This is a genomic window from Pseudomonas sp. B26(2017) (assembly GCF_002113045.1).
Classification (GTDB): domain Bacteria; phylum Pseudomonadota; class Gammaproteobacteria; order Pseudomonadales; family Pseudomonadaceae; genus Aquipseudomonas.
Window position 1 is genome coordinate 135,591 of record NZ_NEJJ01000010.1, and the last position, 14,550, is coordinate 150,140.

Below are 14,550 nucleotides of genomic sequence, written 5' to 3' on the forward strand. Positions count from 1 at the left end.
TATCGACCGGTCGGGCCGGGTCAAGGTTCACCCGTTCATGAAGATTAGCTGGCCGGGGAAAAAAATCTCTGCAGAATCACTCGCCCATGGCCACGTCAGCCCAACGGTGCTGGCACATCGCATCAAGCGGACTATCGTTGCCTGACGCAGTCATGCACCTTTGCCTGAGGACGACGTCATGAACACCAGTGATCTGCTTGAACAACTGCTGCGAGGCCAGGCCTCGGCAGGACAACAAGGTGGCGCGTCGAACGGCGGCGGACTGGGCGGATTGCTCGGTGGTCTGCTGGGCGGTGGCGGTACCAGCGGCGGCGGTTCTCCTGCCGGCGGGCTGGGTGGCCTGGGCGGGTTGCTCGGTGGACTGCTCGGAGGCGGCGGGGCGCTGGGCGGCGGGGCGCAGCGTCGTTCCGGCGGCACCAATTATGCGGCTCTGGCTTCGCTGGGCATGATGGCGTTCCAGGCGTATCAGGCCTGGCAACGCAGTCAGGCTTCTGCTGCGCCGCCGCAAACCCCGCAAACCGCGGACCTGTTGTCCGGCCCGCAAGTCGAAGAACACAGCCACGCTGTTTTGCGCGCGTTGATCGCTGCAGCCAAGGCTGACGGGCGGATCGACGAGTCGGAAAAGCACCTGATCAGCAGCGAAATCGGCCGCCATACCGACGACCCGAACTTGCAGCAATGGCTCGACGACGAAGTCGCCAAACCCCTGAATGCCACCGAAGTCGCCCAGGCGGCGCAGAATGATCCGGCCATGGCCGCCGAAATGTACCTGGCCAGCGTGATGCTGGTTGACGATCAGCAGGACGCCGAGCGCAATTATCTGGATGAACTGGCGGCGGCGTTGCAGATCGACCCCCAGTTGCAGGTTCACCTGGAGCAGCAGGCCAAGGGCGAGGCCTGACCATCCCGTCCCACAGCCTTCGACCGTTCTGTTCAAGCAAGGAGCGCGTCGAAGGCTCCGTCCGTCAGGGCAATTTTCAAGCCGATTGAATTTTTGACGCGCCAGGCCTCTCTGCTGCAGTAGAGGCGAGTGACTGAGCGTCCTGCCAATCGATCGAGAATATTGCCATGACTGTCCTGACACGCCTGCAAGATGAATCTGCCCAATCGCAACCGCTCGACTCACTGGGTGAGTGGCGGCGTATCCATGAAGCGCTGTTGTCCGATGAAGATACTCAGCCCCTGGCGCAGGCTTTTTTGCAGCACCATCTGAAAAGCGCCGCGCAATTGAAGGAAGAACTGCCGACCGATCCGGCGCTCTGGCATGCCTGGGTGGCGCAGCACTGTGCCGATGTTGCCCGGCAATATGCCGACTACCTGCAACAACGCAAAGCAGGAGGAGCGCGGCAGTTTTTCAGTTGCAAGGCTCATGCACTGTATTTTCTGCAAGCGGTGGCGCCGACCAAACTGGTCGACGGCGCCTGGCTTTACGGCTTGCTGGGACAGTGGCGCGATCCGCGATTCAGCACTCTGATCAGCACCTGTCTTGAAGAATTGGGCGAGGGCAATCCGGCGCAGAATCACGTGGTGATCTACCGGCAATTGCTCGCCGAACACGGTCTGGAACCTGGCAGCCCGCTGCCTGACGAACGTTACCTGCAAGGCGCGCTGCAATTGGCCCTCGGCGCCTGCGGCATGGATTTTCTGCCAGAGGTGATCGGTTACAACCTTGGCTACGAGCAATTGCCACTGCATCTGTTGATCAGCAGCTACGAACTGAGTGAACTGGGGATCGATCCTTACTATTTCACCCTGCACGTCACCATCGACAACGCCAGTACCGGCCACGCACAGAAAGCCGTTCAGGCCGTGCTTGATCTGCTGCCTCTGGAGGCTGATCGCAGCGATTTCCTGCGTCGGGTCTCGCTGGGCTATCGACTCAATGACCTGGGTCAGGGCAGCCGCGCAATCATCGAGGGGTTCGACCTGGAGCGCGAGTTGTTGGCGATGCTTGAGCGCAAGTGTCCGTTTGCTCAGCACATGCACTCCGACTATTGCCGCTTCGAAGGCAAGACCGTCAATCAATGGCTGGCCGACCCGCAGCAGTTGTCCGGCTTCCTGCAAGCCATGCAGAACAAGGGCTGGATCAAGCGCCACGAAGATCCACAGGGCAGTCGCTTCTGGCAGTTGATCGATGGCGATGGTGCGGCGATGTTCGGCGTGTTCAGCGCTTATGAAAAACAACTGGTACACGACTGGATTGCCGGTGACTGGATTTCTGCGGACAAACCCGTCGCGTTCCGCCGCCGCCCCTCGGCCCCTGCGCGGATCGAGGTGCCTGAACAGGACCCCGATGTGCAGCAACTGAATGCGGCACTGCCGGGACAGGACGCGCACACCCAAATCGCGACGTTGATCCCCTGGCTTGCGCCGGCCCGGCACGCACATCCGGCCGGGCTGCTCGCTACTCGTCGTTTCATCCAACTCAAATCCGGCCAGCGTTAAGGAATCATCAATGAATCAGGAAGAACAACTGACCGCCAACGACCTTGTGCTGCTGCAACTGGGTAGGCGCCTGCAGGCCGACGGCTATCGTTTCATCACCCCGACGCCGCTGACCCATCAACGGGTCAACCAGCGCGACGAAGGGCAGGCCGCCGATTGCCTGCGGGATGTATTCGGATGGTCGCGCCCGTTCGAACCGGGCCTTCTATCTGCCGATGAACAGCGGCAATTGCAGGACGCCCAAGTGATCGATCAGTTCGACGGGCGCTTGAAGAGCCGTGTGCGCTGGTCGAGTCTGGATGACCTGCTTTTCGTGCATTCCGGATTTCCGACCGATGCCGCCGATTCGGTGTTCTTCGGCCCGGACACCTATCGCTTTGCTCAACTGATCCACAGCCATTTGCAGCAGAACTTTGCGCCCATCCACCGTGCGGTGGATATCGGTTGCGGCGCCGGAGTCGGCGCGATCCTGATTGGCCGAGCCCGGCGAGAAGCGCAAGTGCTGGCCGTCGATATCAATCCCGCCGCGTTGCGCCTGACCACGATCAACGCGGCGCTGGCCGAAGTGGCCAATGTCGAAGTGCGTACCAGCGATGTGCTGCAAGGCGTCGACGGCGAATTCGACCTGATCGTCGCCAACCCGCCCTACATGGCCGATCCGGCCGGGCGAGCTTACCGCCACGGTGGCGGGACACTGGGGGCGGGGCTGTCACTGCGGATCGTCGAACAGGCGCTCAATCGCCTGAGCCCCGGCGGCTCGTTGCTGCTGTATACCGGTGTGGCGATGGTCGATGGCCGCGATCCCTTCCTCGATACGGTATTGCCACGGCTGGATGAAAAACGCTTCGCCTGGACCTATCGCGAACTCGATCCCGATGTGTTTGGTGAAGAATTGCTCAATCCAGGCTATCAGCGCGTCGACCGGATTGCCGTGGTAGCACTGACTGTGACTCGAACTGGCTGAAACAAGGCAGGTGCAGGATGAGCAGGAGTCTCGACGACTACAACCGGATGCGCGACTTTTCGGCGACCTCTGAACCGTCGGCCGACCGCCGCCGGGGCAAGAAATCGGCCGGCGATCATGCCCTGCAATTCTGCATTCAAAAGCACGACGCCTCGCACCTGCATTACGACTTTCGCCTGGAACTCGACGGCGCACTCAAGAGCTGGGCGGTGCCCAAGGGGCCCTCGCTGGATCCCAAGGTCAAGCGGCTGGCGGTGCACGTCGAGGATCATCCGCTGGACTATGCGACCTTCGAGGGCAGCATTCCCGAGGGGCATTACGGCGCCGGCGATGTGATCGTCTGGGATCGCGGCGTTTGGATTCCGCTGGAAGACCCCGAGAAGGCCTACGCCAAGGGCAAGCTCAAATTCGAACTGCAAGGCGAGAAGCTCGCCGGGGTGTGGAATCTGGTGCGCACCCACATGCCGGGCAAGAAAGAGCAGTGGTTCCTGATCAAGCATCAGGACAGTGCCGCGCGCCCGCAAAGCGACTACGACGTGCTGGTCGCCGAGCCCGACAGCGTGCTCAGTGAACGCACGATCGTCGACAAACCCCGCCTCAGTGCAAAACAGGTCAAGCCACTGAAGGCTTCGGCGAAAGCTGTGCGCAAACCGGCCTCAGACAAACTCGCCGGCGCGCACAAGGCCAATATCCCCGCGCAGCTCAAACCGCAACTGGCCACCCTGGTAGAGAGCGCGCCGCAAGGGGATTGGCAATACGAGATCAAGTTCGACGGCTACCGGATCATGGCGCGCATCGATCATGGAGAGGTGCAGTTGTTCACTCGCAATGGGCATGACTGGACGCACAAATTGCCGAAACAGGCGCAAGCCCTTGCGGCGCTGGGCCTGGAATCGGCGTGGCTTGACGGTGAGATGGTCGTTGCCGACGCAGACGGCGTGCCGGATTTTCAGGCCCTGCAAAACGCGTTCGATTCCGGACGCAGCGAAAACATCCTCTATTACCTGTTCGATGTGCCGTATCTCAACGGCGTCGATCTGCGTGAAGTGCCGGTGCAGGAACGACGCGCAGCGCTGGCCACGGTGCTGAAAGCCCATGAAGATCCGCTGCTGCGCTTTTCCGAAGCGTTCGACGAAACCCCGCAGGCATTGCTTAACAGCGCTTGCCAGATGCGCATGGAAGGCTTGATCGGTAAACGTCTCGGCTCACCTTACGTGTCGCGCCGCAGCAGTGACTGGATCAAGCTCAAGTGCAAGCACCGCCAGGAATTCGTGATCGTCGGTTACACCGATCCGAAAGGCGCGCGCAGTGCGTTCGGCGCATTGCTGCTGGGTCTGCATGATCGTGACAGCGGCGAGTTGCGATACGCCGGCAAGGTCGGCACCGGATTCAATGAAACCACCCTCAAGAGCATCCTTGCCCGGCTCAAACCGCTGCGGGTGAAGAAACCGGCGGTGGCCAATCCGCCCACGGGTTTCGAAGCCAAGGGGGTGCACTGGCTCAAGCCGAGTCTGCTGGCGGAAGTGGCGTTTGCCGAAATGACTCAGGACGGCTCGGTGCGCCACGCCGTGTTCCATGGCTTGCGCGAGGACAAACCGGCCAAGGACATCACCGAGGAGCGCGCCAGACCGATGAAGACGTCAAAGGCCCAATCAACCGCGCCGTCCCAATCCGGCCTGGCCGACGGCAAGGTGCGGATCACTCACCCCGACCGGGTGATCGACGCCAGCAGCGGCACCACCAAAATGCAGCTGGCCGAGTATTACGCCAGCGTCGCCGAATGGATTCTGCCGCAGCTCAAGGATCGCCCGGTGGCGCTGGTGCGTGCGCCGGACGGTATCGGCGGTGAGCTGTTCTTCCAGAAGAACGCCGAAAACCTGGCGATCCCCGGCATCCGCACGCTGGACAAGGAGCTGACCGGCCAGCCGGTGATGCTGATCAACAACGCCGAAGCCTTGATTGGCGCGGTGCAGATGAGCACGGTCGAACTGCACACCTGGAATGCCACCACGGTGGATCTGGACAAGCCCGACCGCTTTGTTCTGGACCTCGACCCGGACCCGGCGCTGCCGTGGAAAAGCATGGTCGAAGCCACGGCACTGACCCTGACCGTGCTCGATGAACTGGGCCTCAAGGCGTTCCTCAAGACCAGTGGCGGCAAGGGCATCCATTTGATAGTGCCGCTGACCCGCAAGCATGGCTGGGACGAGGTCAAGGATTTCAGCCACGCCATCGTCACTCACATGGCGAAGTTGTTGCCGGAGCGTTTTTCTGCGGTGTCCGGGCCGAAAAATCGGGTGGGGCGGATCTTTATCGATTACCTGCGCAACGGTCTGGGCGCCACCACCATTTGCGCCTACGCGGCGCGTACTCGCGAAGGGTTGCCGGTGTCGGTGCCGCTGTTTCGGGACGAAGTGGGCGAGATCAAGGGCGCCGATCAATGGAACGTGCGCAATGTTCACGAACGGCTCGCGGAGGTGGGCGATGAGCCTTGGGCGCAGATGAAGAAAACCCGGCAGAGCATCACGGCCGAGATGCGCAAGCGGGTGGGCATGAAAAAGTGATCAAGTGCCGCGCAGCAAGTCGTGGGCGTTGAGCAGATCGAACGCCACTTGCGGATTGTTTTCCAGGCCACGGCGGATGGCGGCCGGAATGGTTTTGCGGGTTTTTCGGCAGAGCCCGGCAAGCTCTTCGACCTCGATCTCGATGCCGCCTCGCACCGTCCGCACTTCACCGAACTTCGGTGCGATCCGCACGCGAATCCCCAGCTGATCGAACATCTTGCCTTGCAGACGCTCAAGATCGGCGAGGTCTTTGAGGTTTTCCAGACGCTCTAGCAGACGCTTCTCCTCCTCGCGGGTCAGCAGCAGGATGCGCACATCCGCGCCGGGTGTATCCAGCAACGGATCGCGCCCGCAGATGCACAGACCCGGCGGGCAAGGAGAGCGGAGGGAGGCGGAAATCGTCATGGCCTCCATCATAGAGGCCCTCAGACGGTTTTGCCCATGGTGGTTCGACAGCCGTCCATCGGCAGTGCAGACCATCGGCAGGAAACAACGGTGGCGGATCCGTCAGCCACGATCATCGGACGTGCCGTGGTTACTGCGACAGACCTTCGTAGTGAACCAGGATGGCATTGGCCAGCTCTTCATCGCTGGCGTTCAGGCCAGGATTGTCCTGACGCACCTGTTGCAGCACCGATTCCAGGTACACGCCACGGATCGTTCCGCCGCTGGCGACGAATGCGGACAAGTCGTCACGGGCCGGAATCACCATTTTGTGATCCTTGAAGGTCGAATACAGCGAAGCTGAAACCCCCGCCGAAGTGGCGACATCCCCTGCGTCCACGCGAGCAAGGGCCGAGCCGAACGGCAGGCACAGCATGAGAGACGAAACGAGTAATAAACGGCGCATGACGGTGTTCCTCCAGCAGCGTAAAGCGAAAAGGAAGTACCACATAATGTGAGAGGTGCCGGACAGCACGGGAGTTCCGTACGCCGGGCCCGGCGGTAGCGAGCGAGAACGAGAAGTGCTGCACAGTCCTCGTTTTTACCGGATGTAACGACACACCCTGCGACGCTCTAAAGCGGCGGATTCACGCAAATAGGCTTAACTGAAGCGTTGAAAGGCGCCGCGTGGCGCGACCAGAGAGGAAATCACGGTGTCGATCAAACTGCGTTTGGTGTTGCTGATTGCGACCAGCCTGCTGACGGCGTTGATCGTGAGCCTGGTCAGTTACGTCGGCAATCAGCGGATGGCGTCGGCGGTCAGTGACAACGCGGTCAGCATGAGCGCGCTGCGCAACCACATGGAAGCCGACATGATGCACGACGCCCTGCGTGCCGATGTGTATTCGGCGATGCTGGTGGGGCTGGGCAAAAGCACGAGTTCGGCGGACGAGGTGCGCCGTTCGGTTGAGGAGCATGCGGCGCATTTTCGCGAGGTGCTGGGTGATAACCTCAAGCTGCCGCTCAATCCGACGATCAGGTCCGGGCTGGAGCAGATCAAGCCCAGCCTCGATACCTACATCAGCGCCGGCGAGCAGATCGTCGGCCTTGCACTGGAAAACCCGGACAACGCCCAGCAGCATCTGGGCACCTTCAGCACCGCATTCAGCCAGCTCGAAGAACAGATGGCCTCCCTCAGCGAACTGATCGAAACCAATACCCGGCAGACCAGCGAAGGCACCGGGGCGGCGATCCGCAACGCCAATGTCGCACTCGCTATCGTCCTGATCGCCAGCCTGTTGCTGCTGTTGGCCCAGGGTCGCTGGGTGATTCTGAGCATCATGGGGCCGTTGAAATCCGCCAGCCGCATCGCCGAAAGCATCGCCCACGGCAACCTCAGCGAACCGATCGCCGAACCGTCCGGCAAGGACGAAGCCAGTGCGCTGATCCGCACGCTGGCCACCATGCAGCACGACCTGCGGGACATGATTGACGTGGTGCGACGCAACGCTCACGGCGTCAGTGGCATGAGTGAACAACTGAGCCACGGCTGCCACCAGGTGGCCGACAGCAGTCAGCAGCAAAGTACCGCCGCCGGCACCATGGCGGCCGCCGCGAGCCAGATGACCGCCAGCATCGAGGAAATCACCCGTCACGCAGAGCGCGCACTGGACATGGCCAGCCAGGCCGAATCACTGGCGAAAAACGGCGGGCAGGTGATTCATCAGGTGGTCAGCGACATGGACGACATTGCGCGATCCGCCCAGCAATCGGCGCAAGTGATCCGCACCCTGGATCAGGAATCCGAAGGGATCTTCAACATTATCCAGGTGATCAAGAGCATCGCCGACCAGACCAACCTGCTGGCGCTCAATGCGGCGATCGAGGCGGCCCGGGCGGGCGAACAGGGCAGGGGCTTTGCGGTGGTGGCCGATGAGGTGCGCAGTCTGGCGGCGCGCACCAGCGCCTCGACCCAGGAAATCGCCGCGATGGTCGCGCGCATCCAGAACAGCACCCGCGAGGCCGTCAGCAGCATGGAGGCCGGTGTTGCACAGGTCGACAAGGGCATGGCCGTCACCGCCGACGTCGAACGCGCCATCCGCGAAATCCTCGACGCCACCCTGAGCACCACGCAACTGGTCAACGACATCACTCGCACCATCGGCGAACAGAGCCAGGCGAGCAACGAGATTGCCCATCAGGTGGAAATGATTGCGGGCATGTCGGAGGGCAACAGCAAGGTGATCGGTCAGACGGCCACTACCACGGATGAGCTGTCGAGCCTGGCGGGGCAGTTGGCGCAGTCGGTGGATCGGTTTCGGTTGTGAGGGGTTTCGGACTGCACAACTGAGTGGTGCAGAGACCCGATTTGTAACAGGTGAAAGTCCGGGTGCCGGATTGGAAGAGCCTGTCAACCAGCTGAAAGGCTTAAGCCAGAGCCGCTGACGGGGTCATGTTCGGGCGCTGTCTGCCGATAAGTCCTTGAACGGATAAAGACTATCGAGTCGCGAACAGACGCGCGGGTTTGCCATGACGTGATATTCTTCGCGCCACTTGTTTTGACCCCATTCAGTCGGGCGCGCTATTCGGCGGGCCAGGCAGAACCCCTGTCGCTCAAGTAGCTGAAGCCAATAATGATAAAAAGTCAGTTCAGAAGGGACATATAACTGAGGTCGACGCAGCCAGTCGGCCTTGTGTGCCCACCCGTCAAAATTGAAGTGTGTCGGAACCCGCGACGCTGGCCTGAGTGTCGCGAAAAAGGGGGAACGCATACGCACAACAGCGGCGGGCGGAAGGCGTTTTATCATAGGTGCAACAGATGTTTAAAAAAGTGAACACAGCCTTGCTGGGGCTGGCTTTGGCGATGGGGATGTCGTCCGCCAATGCCGAAGAAGCAAAGAAAGTCGACGTCCTGCTGATCGGCGGCGGCATCATGAGCACCACCCTGGGTGTGTGGATCAATGAGCTGGAACCGACCTGGTCGATGGAGATGGTCGAGCGCCTCGACGGCGTCGCCCTCGAAAGCTCCAACGGCTGGAACAACGCCGGTACCGGTCACTCCGCACTCGCCGAGCTGAACTACACCCCGGAAGACGACAAGGGCAACGTCACGATCCCGAAAGCTGTCGAGATCAACGAAGCGTTCCAGGTCTCCCGCCAGTTCTGGGCCTGGCAGGTTCGTCAAGGCGTCCTGAAAGACCCTCGTTCGTTCATCAACACCACTCCGCACATGAGCTTCGTGTGGGGCGATGACAACATCAAGTTCCTGAAAAAGCGCTACGAAGCCCTGCAAGCGAGCCCGCTGTTCGCCGGCATGCAGTACTCCGAAGACCCGGCTGTGATCAAGAAGTGGGTTCCGCTGATGATGGAAGGGCGTGACCCGAACCAGAAAATCGCGGCCACCTGGAGCCCGCTGGGCACCGACATGAACTTCGGCGAAATCACCCGCCAGTTCGCCGGTTACCTGCAGACCAAGCCTAACTTCAGCATGAAGCTGTCGAGCGAAGTCCAGGACATCACCAAGAACGCCGATGGCACCTGGCGCGTCAGCTACAAAAACCTGAAAGACGGTACCAAGACTGAAACCGACGCCAAGTTCGTGTTCATCGGCGCCGGCGGCGGTGCACTGCACCTGCTGCAGAAGTCCGGTATCGAAGAAGCCAAGGAATACGCTGGCTTCCCGGTAGGCGGCTCGTTCCTGGTGACCGATAACCCGGCCATCGCCGAACAGCACCTGGCCAAGGCCTACGGTAAAGCTTCGGTTGGCGCGCCTCCGATGTCCGTTCCGCACTTGGACACCCGTGTCCTGGACGGCAAGCGCGTCATCCTGTTTGGCCCGTTCGCGACGTTCAGCACCAAGTTCCTGAAGGAAGGTTCGTACCTGGACCTGCTGACCAGCACCACCACCCACAACATCTGGCCTATGACCAAGGTCGGCATCAAGGAATACCCGCTGGTCGAGTACCTGGCCGGTCAATTGATGCTGTCGGATGAAGACCGTCTGAACGCGCTGAAAGAATACTTCCCGAACGCCAAGGCTGAAGACTGGCGCCTGTGGCAAGCCGGCCAGCGCGTGCAAATCATCAAGCGTGATGAAGCCGCTGGCGGCGTGCTGAAACTGGGCACCGAAATCGTTGCTTCCAAGGACGGCTCAATTGCCGGTCTGCTGGGCGCATCCCCAGGCGCGTCGACCGCTGCACCGATCATGCTGAGCGTGCTGCAGAAAGTCTTCAAAGACAAAGTCGCCAGCCCTGAGTGGCAAGCCAAGCTGCACCAGATCGTTCCAAGCTACGGCACCCAGCTGAACAACGATCCGGCCAAAGTGGCTGAAGAGTGGGCGTACACCGCCAAGATCCTGCAACTGCCAACCCCTCCGGTGATTGGCCAGGCTGCAGCTCCAGCGGCGGACGCCTCGGCTGAAAAAGCCCCGGCTCCAAAAGAAAGCGCTGCACGTGACATGGCTCTGTAACCAGACGCCTGACACACGAAGCCCACTGAACCGGTGACGGTCAGTGGGCTTTTTTGTGTCCGGGGATCAGGCTTTGGCGGCGGCCAGGTACGCCCCCAGACGCCGTCCCATCTCTTCGCCCAAGGCTTGCAGCCCACTCAACGGCCGCACCATCACCTCGAACTCGACAATCTTGCCCTGTTCATCGAAACGGATCATGTCGATGCCCTTGAGCTCCTTCGCGCCGACTTTGGCGCTGAACTCGAGCACCACATTCAGGCCATCGGCCGTCGCCAGTTCACGGTGGTATTTGAAGTCTTCAAACACTTCGAACACGGTATTGAGGATCATCGAGACCACCGGGGCGCCGGGGTAGGGCGTATGGGCCATCGGCGAACGGAATACCGCTTCGGGGTCGAGCAGCTCCGGCAGGGCCTTGAGGTTGCCGGTGCGGATCATCTCGTGCCAGCGGTGCAGGGATTCTGCAACGTGGGGGTGCAGGTTCAGATCGGACATGGTTTCACTCCTGTATTTTTTGTTGTTCTTGGCGCGGCGCCCATGACTCTAGATCAAAGCGGCACAATGGAAACCCTCTGTACTGATCTGAATATCGACCCATGCGCCAGCCCGATCCATCTGATCCGCTTTTTCCTGTCGGATCTGCGTCTGTAACCATCTCAGCCACGGGCCCAGAATAGCCCTGCCGTTCGGCCACACGCGACGTGCTTCATTCCGGAGCGCCCGGTGCGCCGGACATTCAGTAATCAGGAGGCCTTCATGGCTAAGATGGCGATTTTCCTCGGCGGCTTTCTTGTGTTGACCATCATGATCGGCGTTCTTGCCACGATTTCCCCGGTTTGACGATCAGTCGTCGAAGTGCGACTTGCAGCGCTGTTCGAGGTTTTCGGATGACACCGGATCAAGGCGCCCCGAACAACATCGTCCAGTAAACCCCTTCATCACTGCGCGCCTCACTGGCAAACCCGGCGCCGACCTGGGTGAACATCGGGTTCATCAGGTTGGCGCAGTGGCCTGGGCTGGCCAGCCAGCCGGCCATGGCCTTGCCCGGTGAGCTTTGCCCGGCGGCGATGTTTTCGCCGATCTGCCGGCCACGGTAACCGGCCGCCCGGGCGCGATCTGCCGGGCCGTCGCCGTCCGGGTCGCGGTGTGCGAAGTAGTTGCCGTAGGCCATGGCCTTGCTGTGGCCCTGGGCGGCGGCGCCGAGCGCCGGGTTCCAGCTCAAGGGCCGGGCGGCGGCGAAGCGCTGGCGACCGCACATGCGCGGGCGGGCGCGGGCGGCGTTGACCTCGGCCAGCAACGCCTTGCCGACGTTGCGGTTGTCGCCGACGCGACTGTCGAGCACCGGCCGGGCCAGCACCACTTGCCATTCACTGCGGGCGCGGCTGATGCCGATGTCGGCGTATTGACCGTCGAGCAATGCGCCACAGTAATCGTCTTGCAGCATTTCGAATGCCTCTTCGGCGTCCTGCGCACCGACGATCCGGATGCTGCGCACCGCCACGGCCGCGTAGCCGGAATCCTTCAATCGTTCGCGCAATCCACCACCGTAGCCATAGCCGACCGGCAACGCCAGGTTTGACTTCAGCGTCAGCGGCGCGAGCCGTTGGGCCGGGCGTCGGTCACAACGTTGCGGATGGGCGCGGTAGTCGTTGATGGCGGCCACCAATTGGCGCTCGACGCCGGCGTGGGCAGGAGGAGAAAGCAGGGGAGAAAGAATCAACAGGCACAGAGAAACGAAGCGAGACGAACGTACGGCGTGGCGCATGGGACGCAAAGCTCTGAAAAGGACAACGCTGAAGGGAAGTCAACCGCAGAACGCGGCGCGGGTAGGACTGGCCTTTTTGCACTTGGTTCACCCGTCAGCAGCGGGTTTCAACGGCTGCCGACGAAGTGCTCAGCGATTCAACACATCCTCGATCCATTGCAGGTATTGCGGCCGTTCGGAAATCGAATTGTGTGCCGAATCCGCCACCACTTTGAGCGTGGCCACACCGTCGGGAAAACTGTGCAGCAGGCGTTCGGTGCTGGCCCGTGGAATCACCTCGTCATCGCTCGCTGCCAGCAACAGCGTTGGCACGCGGATGTGCGCCGCGTACTGGCCTGACCGGAAACGATCCTTGAGCAACCACTGCACCGGTACCCACGGGTATTGGCGGGCGGCGATTTCTTCGAGGCTGTTGTAGGGCGTGACCAGAATCAGCCGCGCCACCGGCCGCTGGCTGGCCAGCCGCACCGCGACCCCGGAACCGAGGCTGCGCCCCAGCAGCGCGACCTGCGGATGACTGGCATACACCTGATCGAACAGCGCCAGTGCGTCCCCGGCGATCGCCTCTTCGGAGGGCGAACCGCCGCTGCCGCCAAAACCCCGGTAATGCAGCAAATACAACGAATAGTCAGGGAACGCCTCGGAAAGCTCCGGCAGGTTGCGCGAAACGTCCTCGGCATTTCCGCCGAAGTAGATCAGCGCTTTGGCTCCGGAGCGCTCGCGCACCGTCACGCGGATCTCGGCGTCGGGCATGTTCAGCGTCAACCGTGAATCCGGTGACTCCACGCTGGCGGGCTGGGGGAAATAGATCAGCGCCCGCTGAAATACGAACAGCGCCGCGCACAGGATCAAGTACACGGCGACGATCAATGCGACGAGTGACAACAAGGTTCTGGACATTCGACTAACTTTAACCGGGCGCGCAGGTTGGCTGTCGCAGTGTAGTCCAACGGTCTTACGGGCTGCGTCAAAACACAAGGTGCAACAGATCCACAGGGCAAGGGCGCCAGCATGAACCACACTGAGGGATATTCCCGCCGCCGGTTGCTGACGCTGGCAGCCGGGGTGTCAGCGGTTTTCACCTTTGACCGGGCGCTGGCCGCCATTACATCGCCGAACGCCACAGGAGCCGAGACCATGCAGACACGTCCCATCCCTTCGAGCTCCGAGCCACTGCCGCTGGTGGGGTTGGGCACGTATCGCGGTTTCGACGTCGCTCCCGGCGATCCGGTCTACAAACAATTGCCAGGGGTGCTCGGCGAGCTGTTCAAAAAGGGCGGCACGGTGATCGACAGCTCGCCCATGTACGGCCGCGCCGAGGAAACCACCGGTGAATTGCTCTCGATCCACGAACCGCGTTCGCCGGCATTCCTGGCGACCAAGGTCTGGACTCGTGGCCGCGAAGAGGGCATCGCGCAGATGGAACAGTCGTTCAGCCTGCTGCGCACCGAGCGCATCGACCTGATGCAGATCCATAATCTGCTCGACTGGCAAACCCACCTGCCGACCCTGCGCGAATGGAAAGAGCAGGGCCGCATCCGCTACATCGGCATAACCCACTACACGCCGTCGGCCTATGACGAGGTCGAAGCGGTGCTCAAGGCGGAGTCGCTGGATTTCCTGCAAATCAATTACGCCCTGGATGATCGCGGGGTCGAGAAACGCATCCTGCCGCTGTGCCGCGAACTCGGAGTGGCGGTGATCTGCAACCGGCCCTTCGGCGGCGGCGACCTGCTCGCGCGGCTCAAGGGCAAACCGCTGCCGGGCTGGGCGGCGCAAGTCGGGGTCAAAAGCTGGCCGCAACTGGCGTTGAAATTCCTGCTGGCGCACCCGGCGGTGACCTGCGTGATACCCGGCACCAGCAATCCGCTGTACATGGCCGACAATGCCGGCGCCGGATTCGGGCTGATGCTGACCGATGCGCAGAGGCAGCAGTTGATTGCGCTGGTGAGTTAGTCAT

Annotated in this window: 12 protein-coding genes and 1 pseudogene; 8 read left to right on the forward strand and 5 right to left on the reverse strand. The window is 61.6% G+C overall.

Translation table 11 applies throughout. The features are described from left to right. Nucleotides 1-178 precede the first annotated feature (178 nt). The 4 genes from CAF79_RS16540 to ligD all read left to right on the forward strand — a co-directional run bounded on the left by CAF79_RS16540 (nucleotide 179) and on the right by ligD (nucleotide 5,973). Complete coding sequence (locus tag CAF79_RS16540) at nucleotides 179-901, forward strand: tellurite resistance TerB family protein (RefSeq protein WP_085698679.1); 723 nt, start codon at nucleotides 179-181, stop codon at nucleotides 899-901. A 167-nt stretch (nucleotides 902-1,068) separates the two neighbouring features. Further along, nucleotides 1,069-2,445 carry an iron-containing redox enzyme family protein gene (locus tag CAF79_RS16545; protein WP_085698681.1) on the forward strand — a complete coding sequence of 459 codons (1,377 nt, stop codon included), beginning with the start codon at nucleotides 1,069-1,071 and terminating at the stop codon, nucleotides 2,443-2,445. A 10-nt stretch (nucleotides 2,446-2,455) separates the two neighbouring features. Continuing rightward, nucleotides 2,456-3,409, forward strand: a complete 954-nt coding sequence (locus tag CAF79_RS16550; protein WP_085698683.1) for a class I SAM-dependent methyltransferase — start codon at nucleotides 2,456-2,458, stop codon at nucleotides 3,407-3,409. Nucleotides 3,410-3,426: 17 nt separating this feature from the next. Beyond that, a complete protein-coding gene (gene ligD, locus CAF79_RS16555) occupies nucleotides 3,427-5,973 on the forward strand; it encodes a DNA ligase D (RefSeq protein WP_085698685.1) in 2,547 nt (848 codons plus the stop codon). Here ligD and CAF79_RS16560 read toward each other — a convergent pair whose 3' ends face one another. Then, entirely contained in the window at nucleotides 5,974-6,378 is a 405-nt protein-coding gene (locus tag CAF79_RS16560) for a hypothetical protein (RefSeq protein ID WP_170929738.1), read from the reverse strand. Between the two features lie 130 nt (nucleotides 6,379-6,508). Next, complete coding sequence (locus CAF79_RS16565) at nucleotides 6,509-6,823, reverse strand: DUF2388 domain-containing protein (RefSeq protein ID WP_085698689.1); 315 nt, start codon at nucleotides 6,821-6,823, stop codon at nucleotides 6,509-6,511. Nucleotides 6,824-7,070: 247 nt separating this feature from the next. Here CAF79_RS16565 and CAF79_RS29745 point away from each other — a divergent pair. From CAF79_RS29745 to mqo, 3 genes and pseudogenes are all read left to right on the forward strand, one after another. Next, a pseudogene (locus CAF79_RS29745) lies at nucleotides 7,071-7,829 on the forward strand (MCP four helix bundle domain-containing protein); the annotation flags it as partial. Between the two features lie 129 nt (nucleotides 7,830-7,958). Continuing rightward, complete coding sequence (locus CAF79_RS29750) at nucleotides 7,959-8,684, forward strand: methyl-accepting chemotaxis protein (protein ID WP_371917932.1); 726 nt, start codon at nucleotides 7,959-7,961, stop codon at nucleotides 8,682-8,684. A 491-nt stretch (nucleotides 8,685-9,175) separates the two neighbouring features. Then, on the forward strand, nucleotides 9,176-10,825 hold the full coding sequence (gene mqo / locus CAF79_RS16575; RefSeq protein WP_007957153.1) for a malate dehydrogenase (quinone): 1,650 nt from the start codon (nucleotides 9,176-9,178) through the stop codon (nucleotides 10,823-10,825). A gap of 66 nt (nucleotides 10,826-10,891) precedes the next feature. Here the strand turns inward: mqo and CAF79_RS16580 are convergent, their stop codons facing one another. The 3 genes from CAF79_RS16580 to CAF79_RS16595 form a co-directional block, all read right to left on the reverse strand. After that, entirely contained in the window at nucleotides 10,892-11,320 is a 429-nt protein-coding gene (locus CAF79_RS16580) for a nuclear transport factor 2 family protein (RefSeq protein ID WP_085698694.1), read from the reverse strand. A 403-nt stretch (nucleotides 11,321-11,723) separates the two neighbouring features. Then, nucleotides 11,724-12,590, reverse strand: coding sequence for a CAP domain-containing protein (locus CAF79_RS16590; RefSeq protein WP_085698696.1), 867 nt, complete (start codon nucleotides 12,588-12,590; stop codon nucleotides 11,724-11,726). 129 nt (nucleotides 12,591-12,719) lie between these two features. Continuing rightward, entirely contained in the window at nucleotides 12,720-13,490 is a 771-nt protein-coding gene (locus tag CAF79_RS16595) for an alpha/beta hydrolase (RefSeq protein ID WP_085698699.1), read from the reverse strand. A gap of 111 nt (nucleotides 13,491-13,601) precedes the next feature. On the opposite strand from CAF79_RS16595, the gene CAF79_RS16600 reads away from it, so the two are divergent. Then, nucleotides 13,602-14,546, forward strand: coding sequence for an aldo/keto reductase (locus CAF79_RS16600; protein ID WP_085698701.1), 945 nt, complete (start codon nucleotides 13,602-13,604; stop codon nucleotides 14,544-14,546). The last annotated feature ends 4 nt before the right edge of the window (nucleotides 14,547-14,550 follow it).

Coding starts and splice junctions, on each gene's coding strand:
- CAF79_RS16580 (WP_085698694.1), bottom strand. CDS start 11,320: ATGTCCGATCTGAACCTGCACCCCCACGTTGCAGAATCCCTGCACCGC.
- CAF79_RS16595 (WP_085698699.1), bottom strand. CDS start 13,490: ATGTCCAGAACCTTGTTGTCACTCGTCGCATTGATCGTCGCCGTGTAC.
- CAF79_RS16565 (WP_085698689.1), bottom strand. CDS start 6,823: ATGCGCCGTTTATTACTCGTTTCGTCTCTCATGCTGTGCCTGCCGTTC.
- CAF79_RS29750 (WP_371917932.1), top strand. CDS start 7,959: ATGGCGGCCGCCGCGAGCCAGATGACCGCCAGCATCGAGGAAATCACC.
- ligD (WP_085698685.1), top strand. CDS start 3,427: ATGAGCAGGAGTCTCGACGACTACAACCGGATGCGCGACTTTTCGGCG.
- CAF79_RS16545 (WP_085698681.1), top strand. CDS start 1,069: ATGACTGTCCTGACACGCCTGCAAGATGAATCTGCCCAATCGCAACCG.
- CAF79_RS16540 (WP_085698679.1), top strand. CDS start 179: ATGAACACCAGTGATCTGCTTGAACAACTGCTGCGAGGCCAGGCCTCG.
- CAF79_RS16600 (WP_085698701.1), top strand. CDS start 13,602: ATGAACCACACTGAGGGATATTCCCGCCGCCGGTTGCTGACGCTGGCA.
- CAF79_RS16590 (WP_085698696.1), bottom strand. CDS start 12,590: ATGCGCCACGCCGTACGTTCGTCTCGCTTCGTTTCTCTGTGCCTGTTG.
- CAF79_RS16550 (WP_085698683.1), top strand. CDS start 2,456: ATGAATCAGGAAGAACAACTGACCGCCAACGACCTTGTGCTGCTGCAA.
- mqo (WP_007957153.1), top strand. CDS start 9,176: ATGTTTAAAAAAGTGAACACAGCCTTGCTGGGGCTGGCTTTGGCGATG.
- CAF79_RS16560 (WP_170929738.1), bottom strand. CDS start 6,378: ATGACGATTTCCGCCTCCCTCCGCTCTCCTTGCCCGCCGGGTCTGTGC.